Source organism: Halomonas sp. DQ26W, assembly GCF_003339685.1.
GTDB lineage: Bacteria > Pseudomonadota > Gammaproteobacteria > Pseudomonadales > Halomonadaceae > Halomonas.
Genome location: NZ_QPKI01000027.1, coordinates 21,364 through 39,271, shown reverse-complemented (window position 1 = coordinate 39,271; position 17,908 = coordinate 21,364). Strand labels below are relative to the sequence as shown.

The 17,908-nt window shown below is 61.5% G+C and carries 16 protein-coding genes; 12 read left to right on the top strand and 4 right to left on the bottom strand.

Annotated features, from left to right (window positions below; translation table 11 throughout):
* Window positions 1-205 precede the first annotated feature (205 nt).
* Window positions 206-2,212, top strand: coding sequence for a diguanylate cyclase (locus tag DU490_RS13660; RefSeq protein ID WP_258801668.1), 2,007 nt, complete (start codon window positions 206-208; stop codon window positions 2,210-2,212).
* Window positions 2,213-2,325: 113 nt separating this feature from the next.
* On the opposite strand, the gene DU490_RS13655 is transcribed toward DU490_RS13660, so the two are convergent.
* The 3 genes from DU490_RS13655 to flgA all read right to left on the bottom strand — a co-directional run bounded on the left by DU490_RS13655 (window position 2,326) and on the right by flgA (window position 3,923).
* Window positions 2,326-2,775, bottom strand: coding sequence for a flagella synthesis protein FlgN (locus DU490_RS13655; RefSeq protein ID WP_114574836.1), 450 nt, complete (start codon window positions 2,773-2,775; stop codon window positions 2,326-2,328).
* Window positions 2,772-3,059 carry a flagellar biosynthesis anti-sigma factor FlgM gene (flgM, locus tag DU490_RS13650; protein WP_114574835.1) on the bottom strand — a complete coding sequence of 96 codons (288 nt, stop codon included), beginning with the start codon at window positions 3,057-3,059 and terminating at the stop codon, window positions 2,772-2,774. The genes DU490_RS13655 and flgM overlap by 4 nt, the downstream gene beginning before the upstream one ends.
* Window positions 3,060-3,224: 165 nt before the next feature.
* Window positions 3,225-3,923 carry a flagellar basal body P-ring formation chaperone FlgA gene (gene flgA, locus DU490_RS13645; protein ID WP_114574834.1) on the bottom strand — a complete coding sequence of 233 codons (699 nt, stop codon included), beginning with the start codon at window positions 3,921-3,923 and terminating at the stop codon, window positions 3,225-3,227.
* 199 nt (window positions 3,924-4,122) lie between these two features.
* On the opposite strand from flgA, the gene flgB reads away from it, so the two are divergent.
* The 11 genes from flgB to flgL all read left to right on the top strand — a co-directional run bounded on the left by flgB (window position 4,123) and on the right by flgL (window position 15,251).
* Window positions 4,123-4,536, top strand: coding sequence for a flagellar basal body rod protein FlgB (flgB, locus tag DU490_RS13640; RefSeq protein ID WP_114574833.1), 414 nt, complete (start codon window positions 4,123-4,125; stop codon window positions 4,534-4,536).
* Between the two features lie 31 nt (window positions 4,537-4,567).
* The gene (flgC, locus tag DU490_RS13635; RefSeq protein ID WP_114574832.1) at window positions 4,568-4,975 is read left to right on the top strand and encodes a flagellar basal body rod protein FlgC; all 408 of its coding nucleotides are present in this window, start codon (window positions 4,568-4,570) and stop codon (window positions 4,973-4,975) included.
* A gap of 5 nt (window positions 4,976-4,980) precedes the next feature.
* The gene (locus tag DU490_RS13630; protein ID WP_114574831.1) at window positions 4,981-5,673 is read left to right on the top strand and encodes a flagellar hook assembly protein FlgD; all 693 of its coding nucleotides are present in this window, start codon (window positions 4,981-4,983) and stop codon (window positions 5,671-5,673) included.
* Window positions 5,674-5,770: 97 nt separating this feature from the next.
* Window positions 5,771-7,006, top strand: a complete 1,236-nt coding sequence (flgE, locus tag DU490_RS13625; RefSeq protein ID WP_114574830.1) for a flagellar hook protein FlgE — start codon at window positions 5,771-5,773, stop codon at window positions 7,004-7,006.
* A 166-nt stretch (window positions 7,007-7,172) separates the two neighbouring features.
* Window positions 7,173-7,928, top strand: coding sequence for a flagellar basal body rod protein FlgF (locus DU490_RS13620; protein WP_114574829.1), 756 nt, complete (start codon window positions 7,173-7,175; stop codon window positions 7,926-7,928).
* 193 nt (window positions 7,929-8,121) lie between these two features.
* Window positions 8,122-8,904 (top strand): flagellar basal-body rod protein FlgG, encoded by a 783-nt coding sequence (flgG, locus tag DU490_RS13615; RefSeq protein WP_114574828.1) that lies wholly within the window; start codon window positions 8,122-8,124, stop codon window positions 8,902-8,904.
* A gap of 50 nt (window positions 8,905-8,954) precedes the next feature.
* Window positions 8,955-9,644: a flagellar basal body L-ring protein FlgH gene (locus DU490_RS13610; RefSeq protein WP_114574827.1), complete on the top strand. Its 690-nt coding sequence runs from the start codon at window positions 8,955-8,957 to the stop codon at window positions 9,642-9,644.
* Between the two features lie 116 nt (window positions 9,645-9,760).
* Window positions 9,761-10,822, top strand: a complete 1,062-nt coding sequence (locus tag DU490_RS13605) for a flagellar basal body P-ring protein FlgI (protein WP_234281444.1) — start codon at window positions 9,761-9,763, stop codon at window positions 10,820-10,822.
* Entirely contained in the window at window positions 10,822-11,955 is a 1,134-nt protein-coding gene (flgJ, locus tag DU490_RS13600; RefSeq protein ID WP_114574826.1) for a flagellar assembly peptidoglycan hydrolase FlgJ, read from the top strand. Before DU490_RS13605 ends, flgJ begins: the two co-directional genes overlap by 1 nt.
* A gap of 327 nt (window positions 11,956-12,282) precedes the next feature.
* Window positions 12,283-13,938 carry a flagellar hook-associated protein FlgK gene (flgK, locus tag DU490_RS13595; RefSeq protein ID WP_114574825.1) on the top strand — a complete coding sequence of 552 codons (1,656 nt, stop codon included), beginning with the start codon at window positions 12,283-12,285 and terminating at the stop codon, window positions 13,936-13,938.
* A gap of 20 nt (window positions 13,939-13,958) precedes the next feature.
* A complete protein-coding gene (gene flgL, locus DU490_RS13590; protein ID WP_114574824.1) occupies window positions 13,959-15,251 on the top strand; it encodes a flagellar hook-associated protein FlgL in 1,293 nt (430 codons plus the stop codon).
* Window positions 15,252-16,177: 926 nt separating this feature from the next.
* Here flgL and DU490_RS13585 read toward each other — a convergent pair.
* Window positions 16,178-17,881, bottom strand: coding sequence for an AMP-binding protein (locus DU490_RS13585; protein WP_114574823.1), 1,704 nt, complete (start codon window positions 17,879-17,881; stop codon window positions 16,178-16,180).
* Between the last annotated feature and the right edge of the window lie 27 nt (window positions 17,882-17,908).

The following is a 17,908-nucleotide window of genomic DNA, read 5'->3' as shown; positions in this document are numbered from 1 at the left end:
AATAACCCTCAATTAAGATATTCATGCATGGGCAGGTCTCAAGTTCGGAAAGCGGGTGCCGATACCAAGGGGAGGTATCGTTACCCTGAGGCAGGGTCGCAGGGTGGTGTTTCAGGCTTGGCGTCGTTCACGGTGGGTGAACCGCTTGGCCCCCTGTTTTTCGTCAAAGGGGGACGCATTGCGCACCTCGGTTTGGATACAAGCATTGACCCGGTTCCTGTGCTCCCTGCAAGGGCGATTGCTCGCCGGTCTTGCTGCGACGTGGTTGGTCATCGTGGGCATACTACTGGTGCTGGCCTGGCAGTATGGCAAGGCGCTGGTGGATGAGGTCAACCTGGGCCACCTGCGTGACGAGTCTAGCTTGATTGCCGATGGCCTTGCCGAGAAGGTGGATCGGCGTTTCCGTGCCCTGGGGCGACTGGAGGCAGGGCTGCAAGGGGTCAGCCCAGACCGGCTGGGAGCCTTTTTGGAGCACAACCAGGTCCTGCTGGAGTGGTTCGAGGGAATCATGGTCACCGACCCCGACGGTGTGGTGCTTGCCGACTGGCCGGTGGTGGAGAGCAGGGTCGGCCTCGACACGTCGCAGACGGAATATTTCCGCATGCTGAGTCACTCGCCCTGGCCCTACGTCAGTGAGCCCTTCGTGGGACGGGCCAGTGGTGACAAACTGGTCCTGATGCTGGTGCCACGGTTCGATGAACAGGGGGAGTTCGCCGGGGTCGTCGGAGGAATGGTCAGCCTGACCCAAAGCGGCCTGTTTCGATGGCTGGAGCACGGCTTCCTTGGCGCGGGTGAGCGTGTCACGGTGCTGTCAGCCTCGGGAGAGCTGCTGTTTCATCCCAGGAGGTCGTCCTCCGTGGCGAGCAGCAAGGCGTACAATGGGTTGCCGGCCCTCGATTTGGCCCTGGCGGGCTGGGAGGGCGAGACCGTGGCTCGTGGGGTCGATGGCGACTCGACACTGATGGCGTATCGCCAGGTTCGGCCGGCGAACTGGATCGTCAAGTTGGCGCTGCCTCAGGAGCAGGTTCGTGCGCCACTGGGAGATTATCTCGTCACGCTGTGGTGGGCCTGGCTGGTGCTGGCGGTGCTGCTGCTGTTCAGCATGCGCTGGCTGGTCAGGCGTCTGCTCGAACCACTGCATCGACTGGAGCGCCAGATCGCCCAGGTGGGGGCTGGGGAGCGTCGTTACCTGGCGCTCTCGACCAATATGGATGAGTTGAGTCAGGTAGCCGGCAGCTTCAACCGCCTTGAGCGCGAGCGGCTTTTAGCGCTGGAGCACTTGCAGGATCGTCAGGCATTCCTGGATGCCGTGCTGGGCTCCACGCCGGTAGGCATGTTCATCGCCGATCTCAAGGGGTACCTGAACTACTTGAATCCAGCACTGCTGGATTTGCTGGGGCTTGATGCGTCGTCTACCCCAGGTGAATGGTGGGAACGGATTCATCCCGATGACCGCCAGGGCACCCAAGACATGTGGCGACACTCACTGTTGACGGGTAACGATTTCATGCGCCAGGTGCGATTCCATCATCCGGGGGGGGTTACCCTTTGGGTGGAGGTTCACGCCAGCCAGGTGAGGGGCAGCGATGAGCCCCTCGGATTCGTCGGCATGGTGAAGGACATCACCGAGCGACGCCAGCAGGAGGCGCTGCAGCGCTGGGAGGCGGAGCACGATCCGCTGACTGGCTTGCTCAACCGCCGTGGTTTCGAGCGGCGCCTCGAAGAGGCGCTGGCGGAATACGCCAAGACCGGCACGCCGTCAGTACTGATCCTGTTCGACCTTGACCACTTCAAGCCGATCAATGATGAGGGCGGGCACGCCTTGGGCGATGAAATGCTTCGGCGAGTCGCCCAGGTGGTGGCGTGGGAGGTGCGGCGTAGCGATCATGTGGCTCGGCAGGGCGGGGACGAGTTTGCCGTTTTGCTGCCGAGCTGCACCCTCAAGCAGGCCGGGGAAATTGCAGAATCGCTGCGCCGGGTGGTTTCCGAGGTCACCGTGGTCAACGAGAGCAAGGTCTATCATATTACCCTGAGCATGGGGGTGACCGCGTTCCAGGAGGGTGATGATGCCGTTGACACCGTGCTGGCGCGTGCCGATGCCGCCAGCTACGAGGCGAAGGCCAGCGGCCGCAACGCTGTAGTCATGGTCGATCCTGACAAAGAGAGCTCGATCGACGCTTTGTGGCAGGCGGGTCTGTCGAAGAGGGAGTAAGGCTTGGTGAGTTGCTCTGGTAGCGCCCCGGCAGGTTGGGTCTGGTAGCGAGTATCTGGTGGAGACTGGCAAGAAAAGAGACCAGGAGCCTGTCGGATTTGACCAGTAGGTTCCTAGACCGACGTATTGAAACGCCCCGGCTGCGCTTTCACGCGACCGCTGGCCCCGTAGGTCGTCTTCTCGGCGGCCTCATGAATGAATTCGAGCAAGCGCTTGTTCTGGCCCATGCGCAGGCTGACCAACTGACCATTCATGGTGTTGAGCCGTTGGGCCTTCCGGGTCCGCTCCAAGGTATTTTCCCACTCATGGAGGCAGCCGGCTTTCTCGGCCGCCTGGCGCGCGCCAGCGGAACCCTCGGCATAGCCCAAGCGGTGCTGGACGCTATGGCGCAGGGTCTCGGTGGCTTCCAGCTGCTGAAGTCGACGCTGCTTGTGTTCGGCAATCGCGGCCAGTTGGCGTCCGTCGATATCGGCGGCGACAAGCAGTTCGCGCTCCTGCTCAAGCAGCTCTATCACGCCATCGAGGCGCTGCTGCTGCTCGCGGAGAAGCTTGACCAGGCTCATTCGTCACCTTTGCTCGCGGCAGATTGCAGCGACTCTATCAGCCCATCGGCGATGCGCTCGGCGCGAATTTCCATGCGACCCTCGCGAATGGCCTCGCGAATCTCTTCTACCCTGACAGTATCGATGTCGTGGGACGTGTCGGTAGCGTTCTGGCGCAAGTGCGTCGTGGCCGCGGGCCCGGCATTCTGCTGGTTCGGCTGACCGGGGCCCTTGACATGCTGCGTCTCTTCGCGAGGCGTCGTCGGTGTCGGGCGAGTCAGGGGGTTCTGGCTGTTGATCTTCACTGTATTGGCCTCGTGACCGGTGCTTTCACACGCTATCGGCTGCCTCGGGAAAAACTTTAGACATGATATAGCGGATGCTCGCTAGGTGCATCCGCTAGCCATATCTGTTAGCCACAACCGTTAGCCACAATGTAATGGTGTCGGCATGAGGTGTCGAACGCACTTTCAAAAATCGACGATCACTATCCCTTCGCCTGCCACTTGCCCGGTGACTACCTCGCGGGAGTCGAAGCGTATTCGGACACGGTCGCCCATTCCGCCGGGCTCCAGCGCCTGTCCTTCTCGGGTGGCCCGAAATCCTGCGCCCCGGGCTTCGGCCACGACGCGTTGATTGCGCTCTACCAGAGGCAGGCTGCGCAACTGGTGAGCCTGCAGCGGCTGGCCGGCGCGCAACGGTCGAGTCGCGACCTGGCCGATAATCTGCTCAGGATCGAGCAGGGCGTTGTTGGGCAGTTCCGCCAGGTTGCCCTGCTGTTGTACCAGGTGTTCCCGGTGGACCGTATCGCCGGCGTTGAGCGTCGCTGCCAGCACCGGGTGCTCCCCTAGAACGCCGATCTCAGCCTGCATATAGCGCACCTGGCGCCCATCGCTGCCGCAGCGCACCCCCACCGATACCCGCCCGAGAGGCAGCTCGCCGTCGCGGGTCAGGAAGGGCTGGGGCGATACGCACTCCGGCAACCGGGCCGAAGGGGGGCGTAGTTCGATAACGATCTCCTCTCCCAGAGCCTGTGCCTCGCTGTGCAGAAAACCATGCACAGCCTGAAGCAGGGCGTCATCGTCGGTTTTGGCTGCGCCGGAAACCAGCGCCAGGCTGGCGAGGAGCGGCCATTGGATGAGCAAGAGCTTGAAGGGATGACGCTGCATGGTATTCGGCCGAGGTTGGTGATAGCGCCAGTAAATTCTAGCGCTCGGCGATCACGTGAAAGTGTGGAAATGAATGCGGAAAAACGGCCTGTTCTTGGCATTGATGTGACATCACTCTGGCTATTCTTCACTCTCAACAAGTTCCGCACACTGTTCATATGCACTGTTCACATGAGTCTTGACCACGGGGAGTGCCGGCATGATCGATCAGCTCGAAGCCGCCTTTAATTACCACCAGCAGGCGCTTGGCTTGCGCCAGGAGCGCCATAAGGTGCTGGCCAGCAATATCGCCAATGCCGACACGCCGAATTACAAGGCGCGCGACATTGACTTCGCCGGCGAACTCAAGAAGGCGGTCGAGCATGGTCGCTCATCCGGAGGCGGTTTGTCACTGGCCAGGACATCCGCTGGCCATCTTGCCGGGCAGGCCTTGGCGCCGCCAGATCGGGGCCTGCTGTATCGGGTGCCAGATCAGCCAAGTCTGGACGGCAATACGGTGGACATGGACCGCGAACGTACCCAGTTCGCCGATAATTCCGTGCGCTACCAGGCGGCGTTGACCATCCTCAATAGCCGGATTCAGGGGCTGAAGAGCGCCATGCAGCCGGAGTAATCAGCCGGAGCAAACAGAGAGAGATCGTTCCATGTCGATGTTTTCCGTTTTCGATATCGCCGGCTCGGCCATGAGCGCCCAGTCGCAACGCATGAACGTCACGGCCAGCAACCTGGCCAATGCCGACAGCGTGGCAGGACCGGATGGTGAGGCCTATCGCGCCAAGCAGGTCTTGTTCGAGTCGCGCCATCAGGGCGCCCATGGCATAGGTGGTGTGGGTGTGCGCAGCGTGGTGGAAGACTCCTCACCCATGCGCATGGAGTACCGCCCCGAACATCCTCTGGCCAACGAACAGGGCTATGTGACCATGCCCAACGTCGAACCGGTGCACGAGATGGTCAACATGATCTCGGCCTCCCGCTCCTATCAGGCCAATGTCGAAGTCATGAACACCAGCAAGCAGATGATGCTCAAGACACTGACACTGGGTGAGGGCTGATCGTCATGTCCACCACCATTGATGCCAATGTCGTCACGCGCATGAATCAGGGAGGTCCGGCGGCCCGCGATGCCAGCCAGTCTGCCGAACTGCGCAACAACTTCATGACCCTGCTGATTGCCCAGATGCAGCACCAGGACCCGCTCGATCCCATGGACAACCATGAGATGACCACCCAACTCGCACAGATCAACACCGTCAGCGGCATAGAGGATCTCAACAAGACCCTGAAGGGCATCACCACCCAGATGGACGCCGGGCAGACGCTGCAGGCGACCGCGCTGATCGGCCAGGGGGTGCTGGTACCGGGCGATCGTGTACTGATGGAAGCCGGTGAAGACGGCTCCGCCCACACCACGCCGTTCGGTATCGAACTTGGCCAGTCTGCCGAGAACGTGCGCGTGACGATCACCAACGCTAGTGGCCAGGTGGTCAATCGTTATGACATCGGTTCGGTCAAGGCCGGGGTCGAGTCCTTCACCTGGGATGGCAGGACCACAGAGGGTGACATGGCTGTCGCGGGCGCCTATCGGGTTCGTGTCGAAGCCACCAGCGCCGACAAGACATTGAATGCCTCCACGCTCAACTACGCCGTGGTCAGTGGGGTGACGCCGTCCGATGGCAATGGCGGTGTGAAGCTCGACCTCGGCGCCATCTATGGCCAGGTGGGTCTGGGTGACGTCAAGCAGATTCTTTGATTCGCAATATTGGTTTCCTAAGGAAGCGCTGAATAAATTGGTTTCCTAAATAGAACCGCGACAGCGGCATCATATTCGGTAGGCAGAGGAACGAAACATGAGCTTTTCCCAAGCATTGAGCGGCCTGAATGCGCAAGCGTCCAAGCTGGGCACGATCGGCAACAATATCGCCAACTCCCAGACCGTGGGCTTCAAAGGCTCCAACGTGCAATTCTCGGATGTTTTTGCCGGCTCTAAGGTCGGTCTGGGCACCCGGGTATCGTCCGTGTTGCAGAACTTCAATGAAGGCAATGTCGAATCCACCAACCGCAACCTGGATCTGGCCATCGCCGGCGACGGCTTCTTCCGTTTCCAGGACCCCAGTGGCGAAGTGGTCTACTCGCGTAACGGACAACTGACGATGACGGCGCAGGGTGACCTGGTCAACGCCCAGGGTGCGCAGATCATGGGCTATGGCCTCAATGCTGCCGGCCAGGTGCAGGTGGGTGGTCAGCCGGTGCCGCTGAGTGTGGCGACGGAAGAGTTGGGAGCGAGCGCGACGACCGATGTAGCAACCACCCTCAACCTGGATGCGCGCAAGGTGATTGGAGGCGAACGCAGCACCGTAGAGAGCTCTAACGGTGAGGAGATCGAATACCACTATTCGAATAATTTTACCGTCTTCGATTCGCTGGGTAATCCGCGCAACATCACTGTCTACTATGAAAAAGTCGACTCTAATCAGTGGACAGCCAAGATGACCCTGGATGGTCGGGCGTTGATGGATGCTGGTGAAGCTGAAGAATTTCTGCTTGAGTTCAACGAGAATGGACAACTGATAGAGCCTGCTGGCGGTGTGCTCGCCAATGTGACTTTCGATAAAGATGAATTCTTGGCTGGTGAGCCCAATGATCTGATTTTTGATCTCAACCTGGCCGGCACCACCCAGTTCGGCAATACCTCCACGGTCAGCAGCCTGAACCAGAACGGCTATACCTCCGGCACCCTGGTGGGCATCACCATCAACGATGACGGCACCATCATGCGCAACTACTCCAACGAGCAGTCGCGTCCGGCTGGTCAGGTAGCCCTGGTCAGCTTCCGCAATCCTGAAGGGCTGACGCCCTCCGGCGACAATGTCTGGTCGGCCAGTGCCGCTTCCGGCCAGGAACTGATCGGCGCGCCGGGCACCGGCCTGTTGGGCAGCGTGGTCTCCGGCGCCATCGAGACTTCCAACGTCGACATGGCCCGTGAGCTGGTGGACATGATCGTGGCGCAGCGGGCCTACCAGGCCAACTCCCAGACGATCAAGACCCAGGACGAGCTACTGCAGACCGCCATCAACCTCCGCTAAGGAAACACTGCACAAATGCCTACACGAGTGAATCGCTGCGTTGCGCGGTGCGCGGAATCCTCACATATACCCCATATGCTCCGGGTCCTGTGCTCCGTGCGCCTTGCGCTTCCTCTCGCTCGGCAATTTGTTCAGCGTTTCCTCTGAGCGCTAAGGGAGCCAATCCATGGATCGCATTCTCTATACCGCCATGAGCGGGGCCAAGCAGAGCATGGACCAGCAGGCGGTGGTCAGCCACAACCTGTCGAACGTGTCCACTGCCGGGTTCCGCGCCCAGCTGCATGCCATGCGCGCCGTGCCGGTACAGGGCGAAGGGGCACTGCCGACCCGAGTGTCGGTCGCGGCAACCACGCCGGGCAGCGACTTCTCGCCGGGCCCCATCAACCACACCGGACGGCCCCTTGATATCGCGCTGGAAGGCGACGCCTGGATCGCCGTGCAGGCTGACGACGGCACCGAGGCTTATACCCGGCGGGGCGACCTGGAAGTCGATGGCGATGGTCTGGTTTCCGTGATAGGGCGACCGGTGGTCGGCGATGGCGGACCGATTGTCGTGCAACTGGGTGCCAGCCTATCGGTAGGTGCCGACGGTACCCTCAGCGGCATCGGCGAAGGGGAGAACCCAGAGGCGCTGGTGGATATGGGGCGTATCAAGCTGGTCACCCCTGAACAGGCGATGTTGCGTGGCGATGACGGTCTCTTCCGCCCGGCTCCCGATGCCAACGGTGCAGTGGCGGTGTTGCCCGCCGACGAGAATGCCAGGGTCGCCAGTGGTGCCCTGGAGGGCAGCAACGTCAGCGCCATCGAGGCGATGGTTTCGATGATCGACGTGGCGCGGCGCTATGAAATGCAGATGAAAGTGATCAGCACCGCTGATGAAAATGCCCAGCGGGCCAACAACCTGCTTTCCATTCAGGGTTGAGGGTTCTCCATACACAGCTGAGGGCTCTCCATTCAGGGTTGAGGGTTCTCCATACACAGCTGAGGGCTCTCCATACACAGCTGAGGGCTCTCCATACACGGCTGAGGGCTCTCCATACACAGCGGCTGGTTTTCTACTAAAGCTGATGGCCTGACAGCAAGGTACTTTTCGAGCGGTGTGAGAGGAAACGAATATGATCAAGTCGCTTTGGACGGCCAAGACTGGCCTGGAATCCCAGCAGGTCAAGCTGGACGTCATCTCCAACAACCTGGCCAACGTCAGCACCAATGGCTTCAAGCGTTCGCGGGCGGTGTTCGAGGATCTTCTCTATCAGAACCTGCGGCAACCCGGTGCGCAGAACGATGTGCAGAACCGTTTGCCTTCCGGCATGCAGGTGGGTTCCGGTGTACGACCGGTTGCCACCGAGCGCCTGCACACTCAGGGTGGGCTTGAGCAGACCCAGAACTCCCGCGACCTGGCGATCAACGGCAACGGTTTCTTCCAGGTGCTGATGCCGGATGGCTCCACGGCCTACACCCGTGACGGCAGCTTCCAGCTCAACGAGAACGGCCAGATGGTCAACGCCAACGGCTACCCGCTGGAGCCGGCCATCATCATTCCTGACAATGCCCTGTCGATCTCCATCGGGGAAGACGGCATCGTCTCGGTGACCCAGCCCGGTGTGAACCAGGCACTGGAAATAGGCCAGGTCACCATTTCGACCTTCGTTAATGCGACCGGTCTCGAAAGCATCGGCGGCAACCTCTACCGGGAAACCACCTCCTCGGGACCCCGTAACGAGGCCATGCCGGGCATGAATGGCGCCGGTCGCTTGTTCCAAGGCTATGTAGAAACCTCCAACGTCAACGTGGTGGAGGAGATGGTCAGCATGATCCAGACCCAGCGGGCTTATGAGATCAATAGCCGTGCCGTGCAGACCAGCGACGAAATGCTCTCCCGGCTGAGCCAGCTCTGACAGACGACGGCATGACGATTACCACTCCCTGCTACGGGAAGCGAGCAAGCATGAAAGGCGCGGGTTTTTCGACATCGAGTTTGCTCCTGGTTCTCCTCGCCCTGGCGGCGCTGGTCCTGGGTGGCTGCGCACAGGTTCCTCGCGCCTCCGTGGTGGGAGAGCAGGAGCAGATCGCCATCATGGAGCCGCCGCCTCGCCTGGCCAACGGCTCGATCTACCAGGCGCATCGTGGTTCCCAGCCGCTGTTCGAGGATCGGCGCCCGCGGATGGTCGGCGATATCCTCACCATCGTGCTTGACGAGGAGGTCAGCGCCAGCAAGAACTCCCAGTCCAACATGAACCGCAACGGGTCGGCCAACCTGAATCTGGCCGAATTGCCCGATGCGCTAGAGCGTCTGGCCGAGTACGGCTTCGATCTATCCGGTTCCAGTACCTTCAACGGTGGCGGCGGTTCGCAGGCCAACAACAGCTTTACCGGCACCATTACGGTTTCGGTGCTCGAGGTGATGCACAACGGCAACCTGCGAGTGCGTGGCGAGAAGCAGATCGCCATCAATCAGGGCGTGGAGTTCATTCGCTTCGCAGGCGTGGTTAACCCGCGCACCATCACCGGCCAGAATACGGTGCCATCCACGGCAGTGGCCGACGCGCGAATCGAATATGTGGGTAACGGCTACATCAATGAAGCGCAGTACATGGGCTGGATGCAGCGATTCTTCCTCAATATATCGCCCTTTTAGCGGTGACCGAATACCGAGGCTCAGGCATGACGCTGTTCAACACGCTTACCTTTATGTTCCTCCGGCGACATGTACACCACCTTCCGGCAAAGCTGGCGCTGCTGCTGTTAGCCGGCATGCTGGCGCTGCCGGTGCAGGCCGAACGGATTCGCGAAATTGCCAACTTCGCCGGCGTGCGTGACAACGTGCTGGTGGGCTATGGCCTAGTGGTCGGGCTGGACGGTACTGGCGACCAGACCATGCAGGCCCCCTTCACCGGCCAGAGCCTGACCAATATGCTGTCCCAACTCGGCATCACCGTTCCCCCGGGTACTAATATGCAGCTGCGCAACGTTGCCGCTGTCATGATAACCGCCGACCTGCCCCCGTTCTCTCGCCCTGGCCAGCGGCTTGACATCAATGTCTCCTCCATCGGCAACGCACGCAGCCTGCGTGGCGGTACCCTGCTGATGACGCCTCTCAAGGGTGCCGATGGTGACACCTACGCCATTGCCCAGGGCAATCTGCTGGTGGGTGGCATGGGTGCGGATGCCGGCGGTGCCGCCGTTCAGGTCAATCAGCTGGCCGGTGGGCGTATCCCCGGAGGCGCCATGGTGGAGCGGGAAGTGCCACTCAACCTGGGCGCCGAGGCGGGGCTGCTTGAGCTGGAGCTGAAACAGGCCGACTTCGGCACCGCCCAGCGTGTGGTCAACGCCATCAACAGCGAATTCGGCCGACCGGTGGCCGCCGCCCGCAACTCCCGGGTCATCGCCCTGGACGGCCCCATGAACGACAACTCACGGGTCAACTTCATGGCTCAGGTCGAGAATATCCGGGTAACGCCCATGGAGGCGCCGGCCAAGGTGGTCTTCAATGCCCGCACCGGGTCGGTGGTGATGAACAGTGCGGTGACCCTGCGCCGTGCCGCCGTGGCCCATGGCAATCTCTCCATTGTCATCGATACCCGCTTCCTGGTCAGCCAGCCCGCACCGTTCGGCGACGGCGAAACCGTGGTAGTGCCCGACACCGAAATCGAGATCCAGGAGCAGGATGCCTATCTGCGTGTGGTCGAGGGGGCCGATCTGGTCGACGTCGTCAACGCACTCAATGCGTTGGGCGCCACGCCAAGCGACCTGATGTCGATTCTCGAGGCGCTCAAGGCCTCCGGCTCGCTGCGTGCCGACCTGGAGATCATCTGATGAGCATCCAGGACTTCAGTAGCCAGTTCGCCCTCGATGTCCAGGGCCTCGAGCGCCTCAAGCACACTGCACGCAACGACGAAGCCGCCGGATTGAAGGGTGCCGCCCAGCAATTCGAGGCGCTCTTCCTGCAGATGATGCTCAAGAGCATGCGCGATGCCACCCCAACCACCGGCCTGCTCGACAGCGAGCAGACCGAGTTCTACCAGTCGATGCTCGATCAGCAGTGGGCCCAGACCATGGCCGGGCGTGGCATCGGTTTGGCCGATCATCTCGTCGCCCAGCTGCAGAGCCAGGGTGTTGGGGCGGGTCGCCAGACCCAGGACGCCGATCGTGAACTCAACGAGCTGATTGCCGGCATACCCCGCGGAACGCCGCGGGTGCTGAAGGACGCCCTGCAGCCAGCCGAAGGCGATAGCGCAGAGGATGAGATCGACGACGCACACCGTGCCGACAGCATGGTCGAAGCGCTGCCCGCGAGCTTCCTCGATGAGCTGGAAATCGAGCGCGGGGGCTTCATGTCCGCCGTGGATGCCATCCCGGTGACGGCGGCAGCAGCAGGCACAGAGCCTCAGCGTAACGCCACGGCTACTAAGGCCAGCCAAGCCGATTTACGCAGTCGCGGCCAGAGCGGCGAGCACGTCAAGCGTTTCATGGACCAACTGACGGCCCCCGCCCAGGCGGCAAGCCGGCAAACAGGCGTGCCTGCGGAATTGATCCTGGCCCAGGCGGCGCTGGAAACCGGCTGGGGGCGCCACGAGATCGCCAGGGCCGATGGCAGCAACAGCCACAACCTCTTCGGCATCAAGGCCGGCAGCAGCTGGCGCGGGCCCACCACGGACGTGACGACCCACGAGTACATCAATGGCAAGCGTACCCGAGTGGTTGACGCCTTTCGTGTCTACGGTTCCTTCGAGGAGGCCTTTACCGACTACGCACGGCTGATCGGCAACAACCCGCGCTACGCGGAAGTGACCCGGGCGAATAGCGCCGAGCAGGCGGCCAGGGCGCTGCAGGCCGGGGGCTATGCCACCGACCCGGCCTACGCTGACAAGCTGATAGCGATCATGAACACCATGGGGCCGCAGGTCGCCCAGGGTGGCAATGATTCGTTAGTCTTCCTGCGCTACTGAGGTGCTAAAGTTCGATTCATCGCAGACTGGCGTGAATCCGTTCGGCTGGCTGTATTGTGGAAGGGCGCGTGTTGGAGCGCTCGGTTCGGCGCTCCGAGTTCCCATCGCGACTGGCGCCGCCAGGCGCCTTGGCGGAGACCGCACCGCCAGCGATAGTCGCCAGCATAGGCAACACTGCCAGGAGGCTTTCAGCCTCCAGTCGCGAGCTAAAGCTGCTCCGACAGTGCGGCCATCACATCCCTTGCCGTTACACGTCAGTCTGCGAAGAGTCTAAAGTTTTGGGTTTAAGGGCCGATAACTCGGACATTGGCGAAAGGAAACAACACCATGAGCATGTTCTCTATCGGTCTCAGCGGCCTGAATGCCGCTCAGAATGCGCTGAATACCACCAGCAACAACATCAGCAACGTCTATACGCCGGGCTACAATCGTGAACTGACGGTTCTGGGCGAGCAGGGCGCTACCGTAGGCGGCGTACAAGTCAACGACATCCAGCGTCAGTTCAGCCAGTTCGTGGCTTCGCAGTTGAATGCCGCGACCAGCTCGTCCAGTGCGCTTGCAGCCTACGAGAACCAGATCAGCCAGATCGACAACCTGCTGGCCGACCGGGAGGCGGGCCTGGCGCCGCTGATGCAGAACTTCTTCTCTTCCCTGGAGGACCTGGCCAGCGCCCCGTCTGATCCCGCCGCCCGTCAAAGCGTGATTGGTACCGCCAATACGCTGACCGCCCAGTTCCGAGCCTTTGATGGCTACTTGCAGGACATGCAGCAGGGCATCAACGGCCAGATCAGTGACGAGGTCACCCAGATCAACAACACGACAGAGCAGCTGGCGACCCTCAATCGCGAGATCACCCTGGCCCGTGCGCGCAGCGGCGAGGCGCCCAACAGCCTGCTCAACCAGCGCGACCAACTGGTGCATGAACTCAGCGAGCGCATGGATGTACGGCTCAACATCCAGGACGGCAAGTCTTACAACATCAGCCTGCCCAATGGGCAACCGCTGGTGGCCGGCACCAATCACTATCGCCTGCAATTCATGGATGCGCCGAACGATCCGCAGCGCACCGTGCTCGGCTACCGAGATTCCGGTGGCAACCTGGTGGCCATGCCCGAGGACACCATCAAGGGTGGCACTCTGGGTGGCCTGATGACCTTTCGCGCCGAGACCCTGGACAAGACCCAGAACCAGATCGGCCAGCTGGCCGTATCCCTGGTTGTCGGTTTCAATGAGCAGCACCGCCTGGGGCATGATCTCGATGGTAACCAGGGCGCCGACTTCTTCAGCATCGGTAAGCCACAGGCCTACTCCTACCCGCACAATACCGGTGGGGCGGAAGTTGTCGGCACGAGCTTCGATGCGGCCAATATCGACCAGCTGCGCGCGACCGACTACACGGTGCGTTTTGGCGATCCAGCCGATCCACCCCAGGTCTTCCGCAAGGACAATGGCCAGCAACTGGCTGAGAATCAGGTCGACTGGAACGCTGGAGACAGGACGCTGGGCTTCGGAGGCATCACTTTGGAATTCAGCGATACGCCAGACAATGGTAATCGCTATGAGGTCCAACCGGTTCGCCGTGCCACGGCCAACATGGAATCGCAGATCATCGATCTGGACAAGATCGCCGCGGCTCAACCGAATGATGATGGGAGCCTCACCGGCACCGGGGATAACCGCAACGCCCTGGCCCTGCAGAATCTGCAGAGCCAGGCGATGGTGGCTGGCCGGTCGTCGCTCAGCCAGGCCTACGGTGGCATGGTCAGCGATGTGGGCAACCAGGCCAATATCGTTCAGGTCAACCTCGATGCCCGCCAGGGTCTAACCGCGCAGCTCAAGGCGGTGCAGCAGTCGGAGTCCGGGGTCAACCTGGATGAGGAGGCGGCCAACCTGATCCGCTACCAGCAGTTCTACTCTGCCAACGCCCGGGTGATCGATACCGCTTCCACGGTCTTCGATACCATCCTCGGTCTGCGTAACTGATTCGAAGGGAGTCCAGCACGATGCGTATCAGCACCGTCACCATGTTCGAGCAGAGTGTCTCGGCCATGAACCGTCAGCAGGGCGACTTTCTCAAGGTCGGTCAGCAGATCGCCAGTGGGCGTCGGGTGGTCAACCCTTCCGACGACCCCCAGGCTTCGTCACGGGCCGTGGGCGTTTCCCAGGCCAAGGCCATCACACAACAGTTCGCCGATGCACGGATCTCCGCCCGCAATTCGCTGTCACAGGCGGAAAGCGTCCTAAACAGCGTCAGCGATGCCGTGACCAGCGCCAAGACGCTGCTGGTCCAGGCGGCGAGCGATACCCTGAGCGATGTCGACCGACAGTCGGTGGCAAGCGAGCTGCGCGGCATCTACGAGACGCTGATCGGCCAGGCCAATGCCACCGACGGCAATGGTCGCTATTTGTTCGGCGGCTATCGCGACGATTCCGCGCCGTTTGCCCGCACTGCCGGTGAAGGGGTTCAGGGCACGCAGTATATCGGCGACGGCAACACCCGTGAGCAGCGTATCGACGCATCGCGGCTTATGCCGGTGGCCGATAATGGCAAGGCTATCTTCCAGAGCGTGCCCAGCGGGGCCGGCTATGTCGCCAGGGCCGAGCAGTCTTCACCCGGCGCGATCAGCCTCGGCACCCAGCAGGATCACGTTCGCAATGAGGGCACCGTTGCCTTCACCGGGCCCAGCCGCGTGGATCCTGATAACGAGCATTTCGGCAAGTCGTTCGAGCTTACGTTCAGCGCCGATGGTGCTGGAAGCCCGACCTTCTCGGTCAGCGCCATCGAAGAAAATGGCGATAAAACACCAATCGTTACCGACGCGTCGTATGAGACTGGTCAATCGGTCAGCTTCGGCGGTATCAGTATTACGCTGGAAGGTGATCCCGTGGATGGCGACCAGATCCAACTGCGTCCGGCCAATGCCGCAGGCGCCAACCAGGACCTGTTCAAGTCGCTGAAGGACGCCATCGACGTGCTGGAGATGGATCAGGAAGGGGCGCCGGAAAACCGTGCCCACTTCCGTAATACGATCAACTCCGTGATGCGTGAGATGGACAACAGCCTCGACAACGTTCTGACGGTGCGCGCTTCCATGGGCGCGCGGCTCAATGAGTTGGATGTGGTGGATGCGGTAGGCAGCAATCGCATGATGAACTACGACAAGACGCTATCCGATCTGGTGGACCTCGACTATAACGAGGCGATCGCCGAATACAGCCTGCGTCAGGTTGGCCTGCAGGCAGCCCAGAAGGCCTTCGTCGACGTCAAGGGGCTGTCGCTGTTCAACTTTCTCTAATCCCTCCGGGTGACCCTCGTTCCCTGAGACCGGGCGCTGCCCACGGTCTTTTTCCGCCCCGGCTTGCCTGGGCGGTTTTTTTTGGTTCTTCACACTTTGGCGTGAACCTGCTCTGCACAGACTGCATTGTGGAAAGACGCCTCGGCGATAGCGACACAGGCGCTCCTTGTTGGAGCGCTCGGTTCGGCGCTCCGACTCTGCGTCGCGACTGGCGCCGGCAGGCGCCCCGGCGGAGGCCACGGCGTAGGCGATGGTCGCTGTCACTGGCAACACCGCCGGGAGGCCTGCGGCCTCCAGTCGTGATCTAAAGATACTCCTACAGCGCGGTTACTGCTGACCTTGTTGGAGCGCCGCTCTGCGTCGCGACTGGCGCCGGCAGGCGCCCCGGCGGAGGCCGCCGCAACGGCGATAACCGCAACGTAACCAACACCGCCGGGAGTCCTTCGGCCTCCAGTCGCGATCTAAAGATGCTCCTACAGCGCGGTTACTGCTGACCTTGTTGGAGCGCCGCTCTGCGTCGCGACTGGCGCCGCCAGGCGCCTTGGCGGAGGCTGAAACGCTGGCAGTGGTCGCCGGCATTGGCAACACCGCCGGGAGTCCTGCGGCCTCCAGTCGTGATCTAAAGATACTCCAACAGCGGCTTGGCACCGTCGGTGGAGAGGATCGTTGTCGGAGCGCTGCTCCGCATCGCGACTGGCGCCGGCAGGCGCCCCGGCGGAGGCCGCCGCCACGGCGATAACCGCAACGTAACCAACACCGCCGGGAGTCCTGCGGCCTCCAGTCGCGATCTAAAGATGCTCCTACAGCGCGGTTACTGCTGACCTTGTTGGAGCGCCGCTCTGCGTCGCGACTGGCGCCGGCAGGCGCCCTAATAAAAAACGCTCCCCTGCGGGAGCGTTATTTCATCCAACTTCAGAGCAGTTATGTCACGCCAGCCCCAGCTCGTGGGTGGCTTCCTCGCGCATCTTGAACTTCTGGATCTTGCCGGTGACGGTCATCGGGAACTCGTCGACGAACTTCACGTAGCGCGGCACCTTGTAGTGGGCGATTTTGCCTTTGCAGAACTCCTTTAGCTCATCGCCGGTCAGCTGCTGGCCTTCGCTGAGCTTGACCCAGGCCATTACCTCTTCGCCGTATTTCTCATCAGGAACGCCGATTACCTGAACATCGGAGATAGCCGGGTGGGTATACAGGAAATCCTCGATCTCGCGGGGGTAAATGTTCTCGCCGCCGCGAATGATCATGTCCTTGATGCGCCCGACGATGGCCACATAGCCCTCTTCATCCATGGTCGCCAGATCGCCAGTATGCATCCAGCCGGCGGCGTCGATGGACTTGGCGGTGGCTTCTTCGTTCTCCCAGTAGCCCAGCATCACGCTATAGCCGCGGGTACAGAGTTCGCCGGTCTCGCCACGCGGCACCACCGCACCCGTCTCGGGACTGACCAGCTTGACCTCCAGGTGTGGGTGGATCGTACCCACTGTGGTCACGCGCTTATCAAGCGGCGCATCGGTCTGGGTCTGGAAGCTGACCGGGCTGGTCTCGGTCATGCCGTAGCAGATGGTTACGTCTTCCATGTTCATCTTGTCGATGACCTGCCGCATTACCTCGATGGGGCAGATCGAGCCGGCCATGATCCCGGTGCGCAAGGTCGAGAGGTCGTATTCAGCGAAATTCGGATGCTCCAGTTCGGCGATGAACATGGTGGGCACGCCATACAGGGCCGTGGCCTTCTCGTCTGAGACCGCCTTGAGCGTCGCCTCAGGTTCGAAGCCGTCGCCCGGGTAGATCATGGTGGCGCCATGGGTCACGCAACCCAGGTTGCCCATCACCATGCCGAAGCAGTGGTAGAGCGGCACCGGAATGACCAGGCGATCCTTCTCGGTGAAGCCCATGGTGCGGGCGACGAAGAAGCCGTTGTTGAGAATGTTGTGGTGGGAGAGGGTAGCACCCTTGGGAGCTCCGGTGGTGCCGGAGGTATACTGGATATTGATCGGGTCGTCGAACTGCAGGGTACCCTGGACTTCTGCAAGGTTCTCGGCTGAGACCTGGTCGGCATGGCTCAGTAGGCCCTCCCAGGTGAACATGCCGGGCAAGGCAAGGTTGGCATCCAGGCAGACCACCCGCTTGAGCTCGGGAAGGTGTGCGCAGGAGAGGGTGCCCGGTACCCCATCATGCAGCTCCGGGGCCAGCTCAGCGAGGGTGGCCACATAGTCAGACGACTTGAACTTTCCTTGCAGGACCAGCGTCGAGGCGCCCGATTGCTTGAGTGCATACGCCAGCTCGTGGGTACGATAGCTGGGGTTGATGTTGACTAGTACCGCGCCGATCTTGGCGGTCGCGAACTGAGTGATGGTCCACTCGGCGCAGTTGGGTGACCAGATACCCACACGGTCACCTTTCACCACGCCTAGTGCCAGCAGGGCGCGAGCCGCCTCATCCACCGCCTGCTGCAGCTCCGTCCAGGTGTAGCGCAGACCCTGGTGCAGGCTGAGCAGGGCATCTCCGTCGGGAAAGCGAGCGACTGTCTCGTCGAAACAGTCGCCGATAGTTTGTCCTTTGAGGGGGGTATCGCTGATACCGCTGACATAACTGTTCTGGACGCGATTCTGTGAGTGTTGGCGTGTCATGGTGTTACCCGTCTTGTTGTTGCAAGA

Excerpts from the sequence above, each read along its gene's own strand:
- DU490_RS13655 (WP_114574836.1), bottom strand. The coding sequence starts at position 2,775 with ATGAGCCTGGTCAAGCTTCTCCGCGAGCAGCAGCAGCGCCTCGATGGC.
- flgA (WP_114574834.1), bottom strand. The coding sequence starts at position 3,923 with ATGCAGCGTCATCCCTTCAAGCTCTTGCTCATCCAATGGCCGCTCCTC.
- flgB (WP_114574833.1), top strand. The coding sequence starts at position 4,123 with ATGATCGATCAGCTCGAAGCCGCCTTTAATTACCACCAGCAGGCGCTT.
- flgC (WP_114574832.1), top strand. The coding sequence starts at position 4,568 with ATGTCGATGTTTTCCGTTTTCGATATCGCCGGCTCGGCCATGAGCGCC.
- DU490_RS13630 (WP_114574831.1), top strand. The coding sequence starts at position 4,981 with ATGTCCACCACCATTGATGCCAATGTCGTCACGCGCATGAATCAGGGA.
- flgE (WP_114574830.1), top strand. The coding sequence starts at position 5,771 with ATGAGCTTTTCCCAAGCATTGAGCGGCCTGAATGCGCAAGCGTCCAAG.
- DU490_RS13620 (WP_114574829.1), top strand. The coding sequence starts at position 7,173 with ATGGATCGCATTCTCTATACCGCCATGAGCGGGGCCAAGCAGAGCATG.
- flgG (WP_114574828.1), top strand. The coding sequence starts at position 8,122 with ATGATCAAGTCGCTTTGGACGGCCAAGACTGGCCTGGAATCCCAGCAG.
- DU490_RS13610 (WP_114574827.1), top strand. The coding sequence starts at position 8,955 with ATGAAAGGCGCGGGTTTTTCGACATCGAGTTTGCTCCTGGTTCTCCTC.
- DU490_RS13605 (WP_234281444.1), top strand. The coding sequence starts at position 9,761 with ATGCTGGCGCTGCCGGTGCAGGCCGAACGGATTCGCGAAATTGCCAAC.
- flgJ (WP_114574826.1), top strand. The coding sequence starts at position 10,822 with ATGAGCATCCAGGACTTCAGTAGCCAGTTCGCCCTCGATGTCCAGGGC.
- flgK (WP_114574825.1), top strand. The coding sequence starts at position 12,283 with ATGAGCATGTTCTCTATCGGTCTCAGCGGCCTGAATGCCGCTCAGAAT.
- flgL (WP_114574824.1), top strand. The coding sequence starts at position 13,959 with ATGCGTATCAGCACCGTCACCATGTTCGAGCAGAGTGTCTCGGCCATG.
- DU490_RS13585 (WP_114574823.1), bottom strand. The coding sequence starts at position 17,881 with ATGACACGCCAACACTCACAGAATCGCGTCCAGAACAGTTATGTCAGC.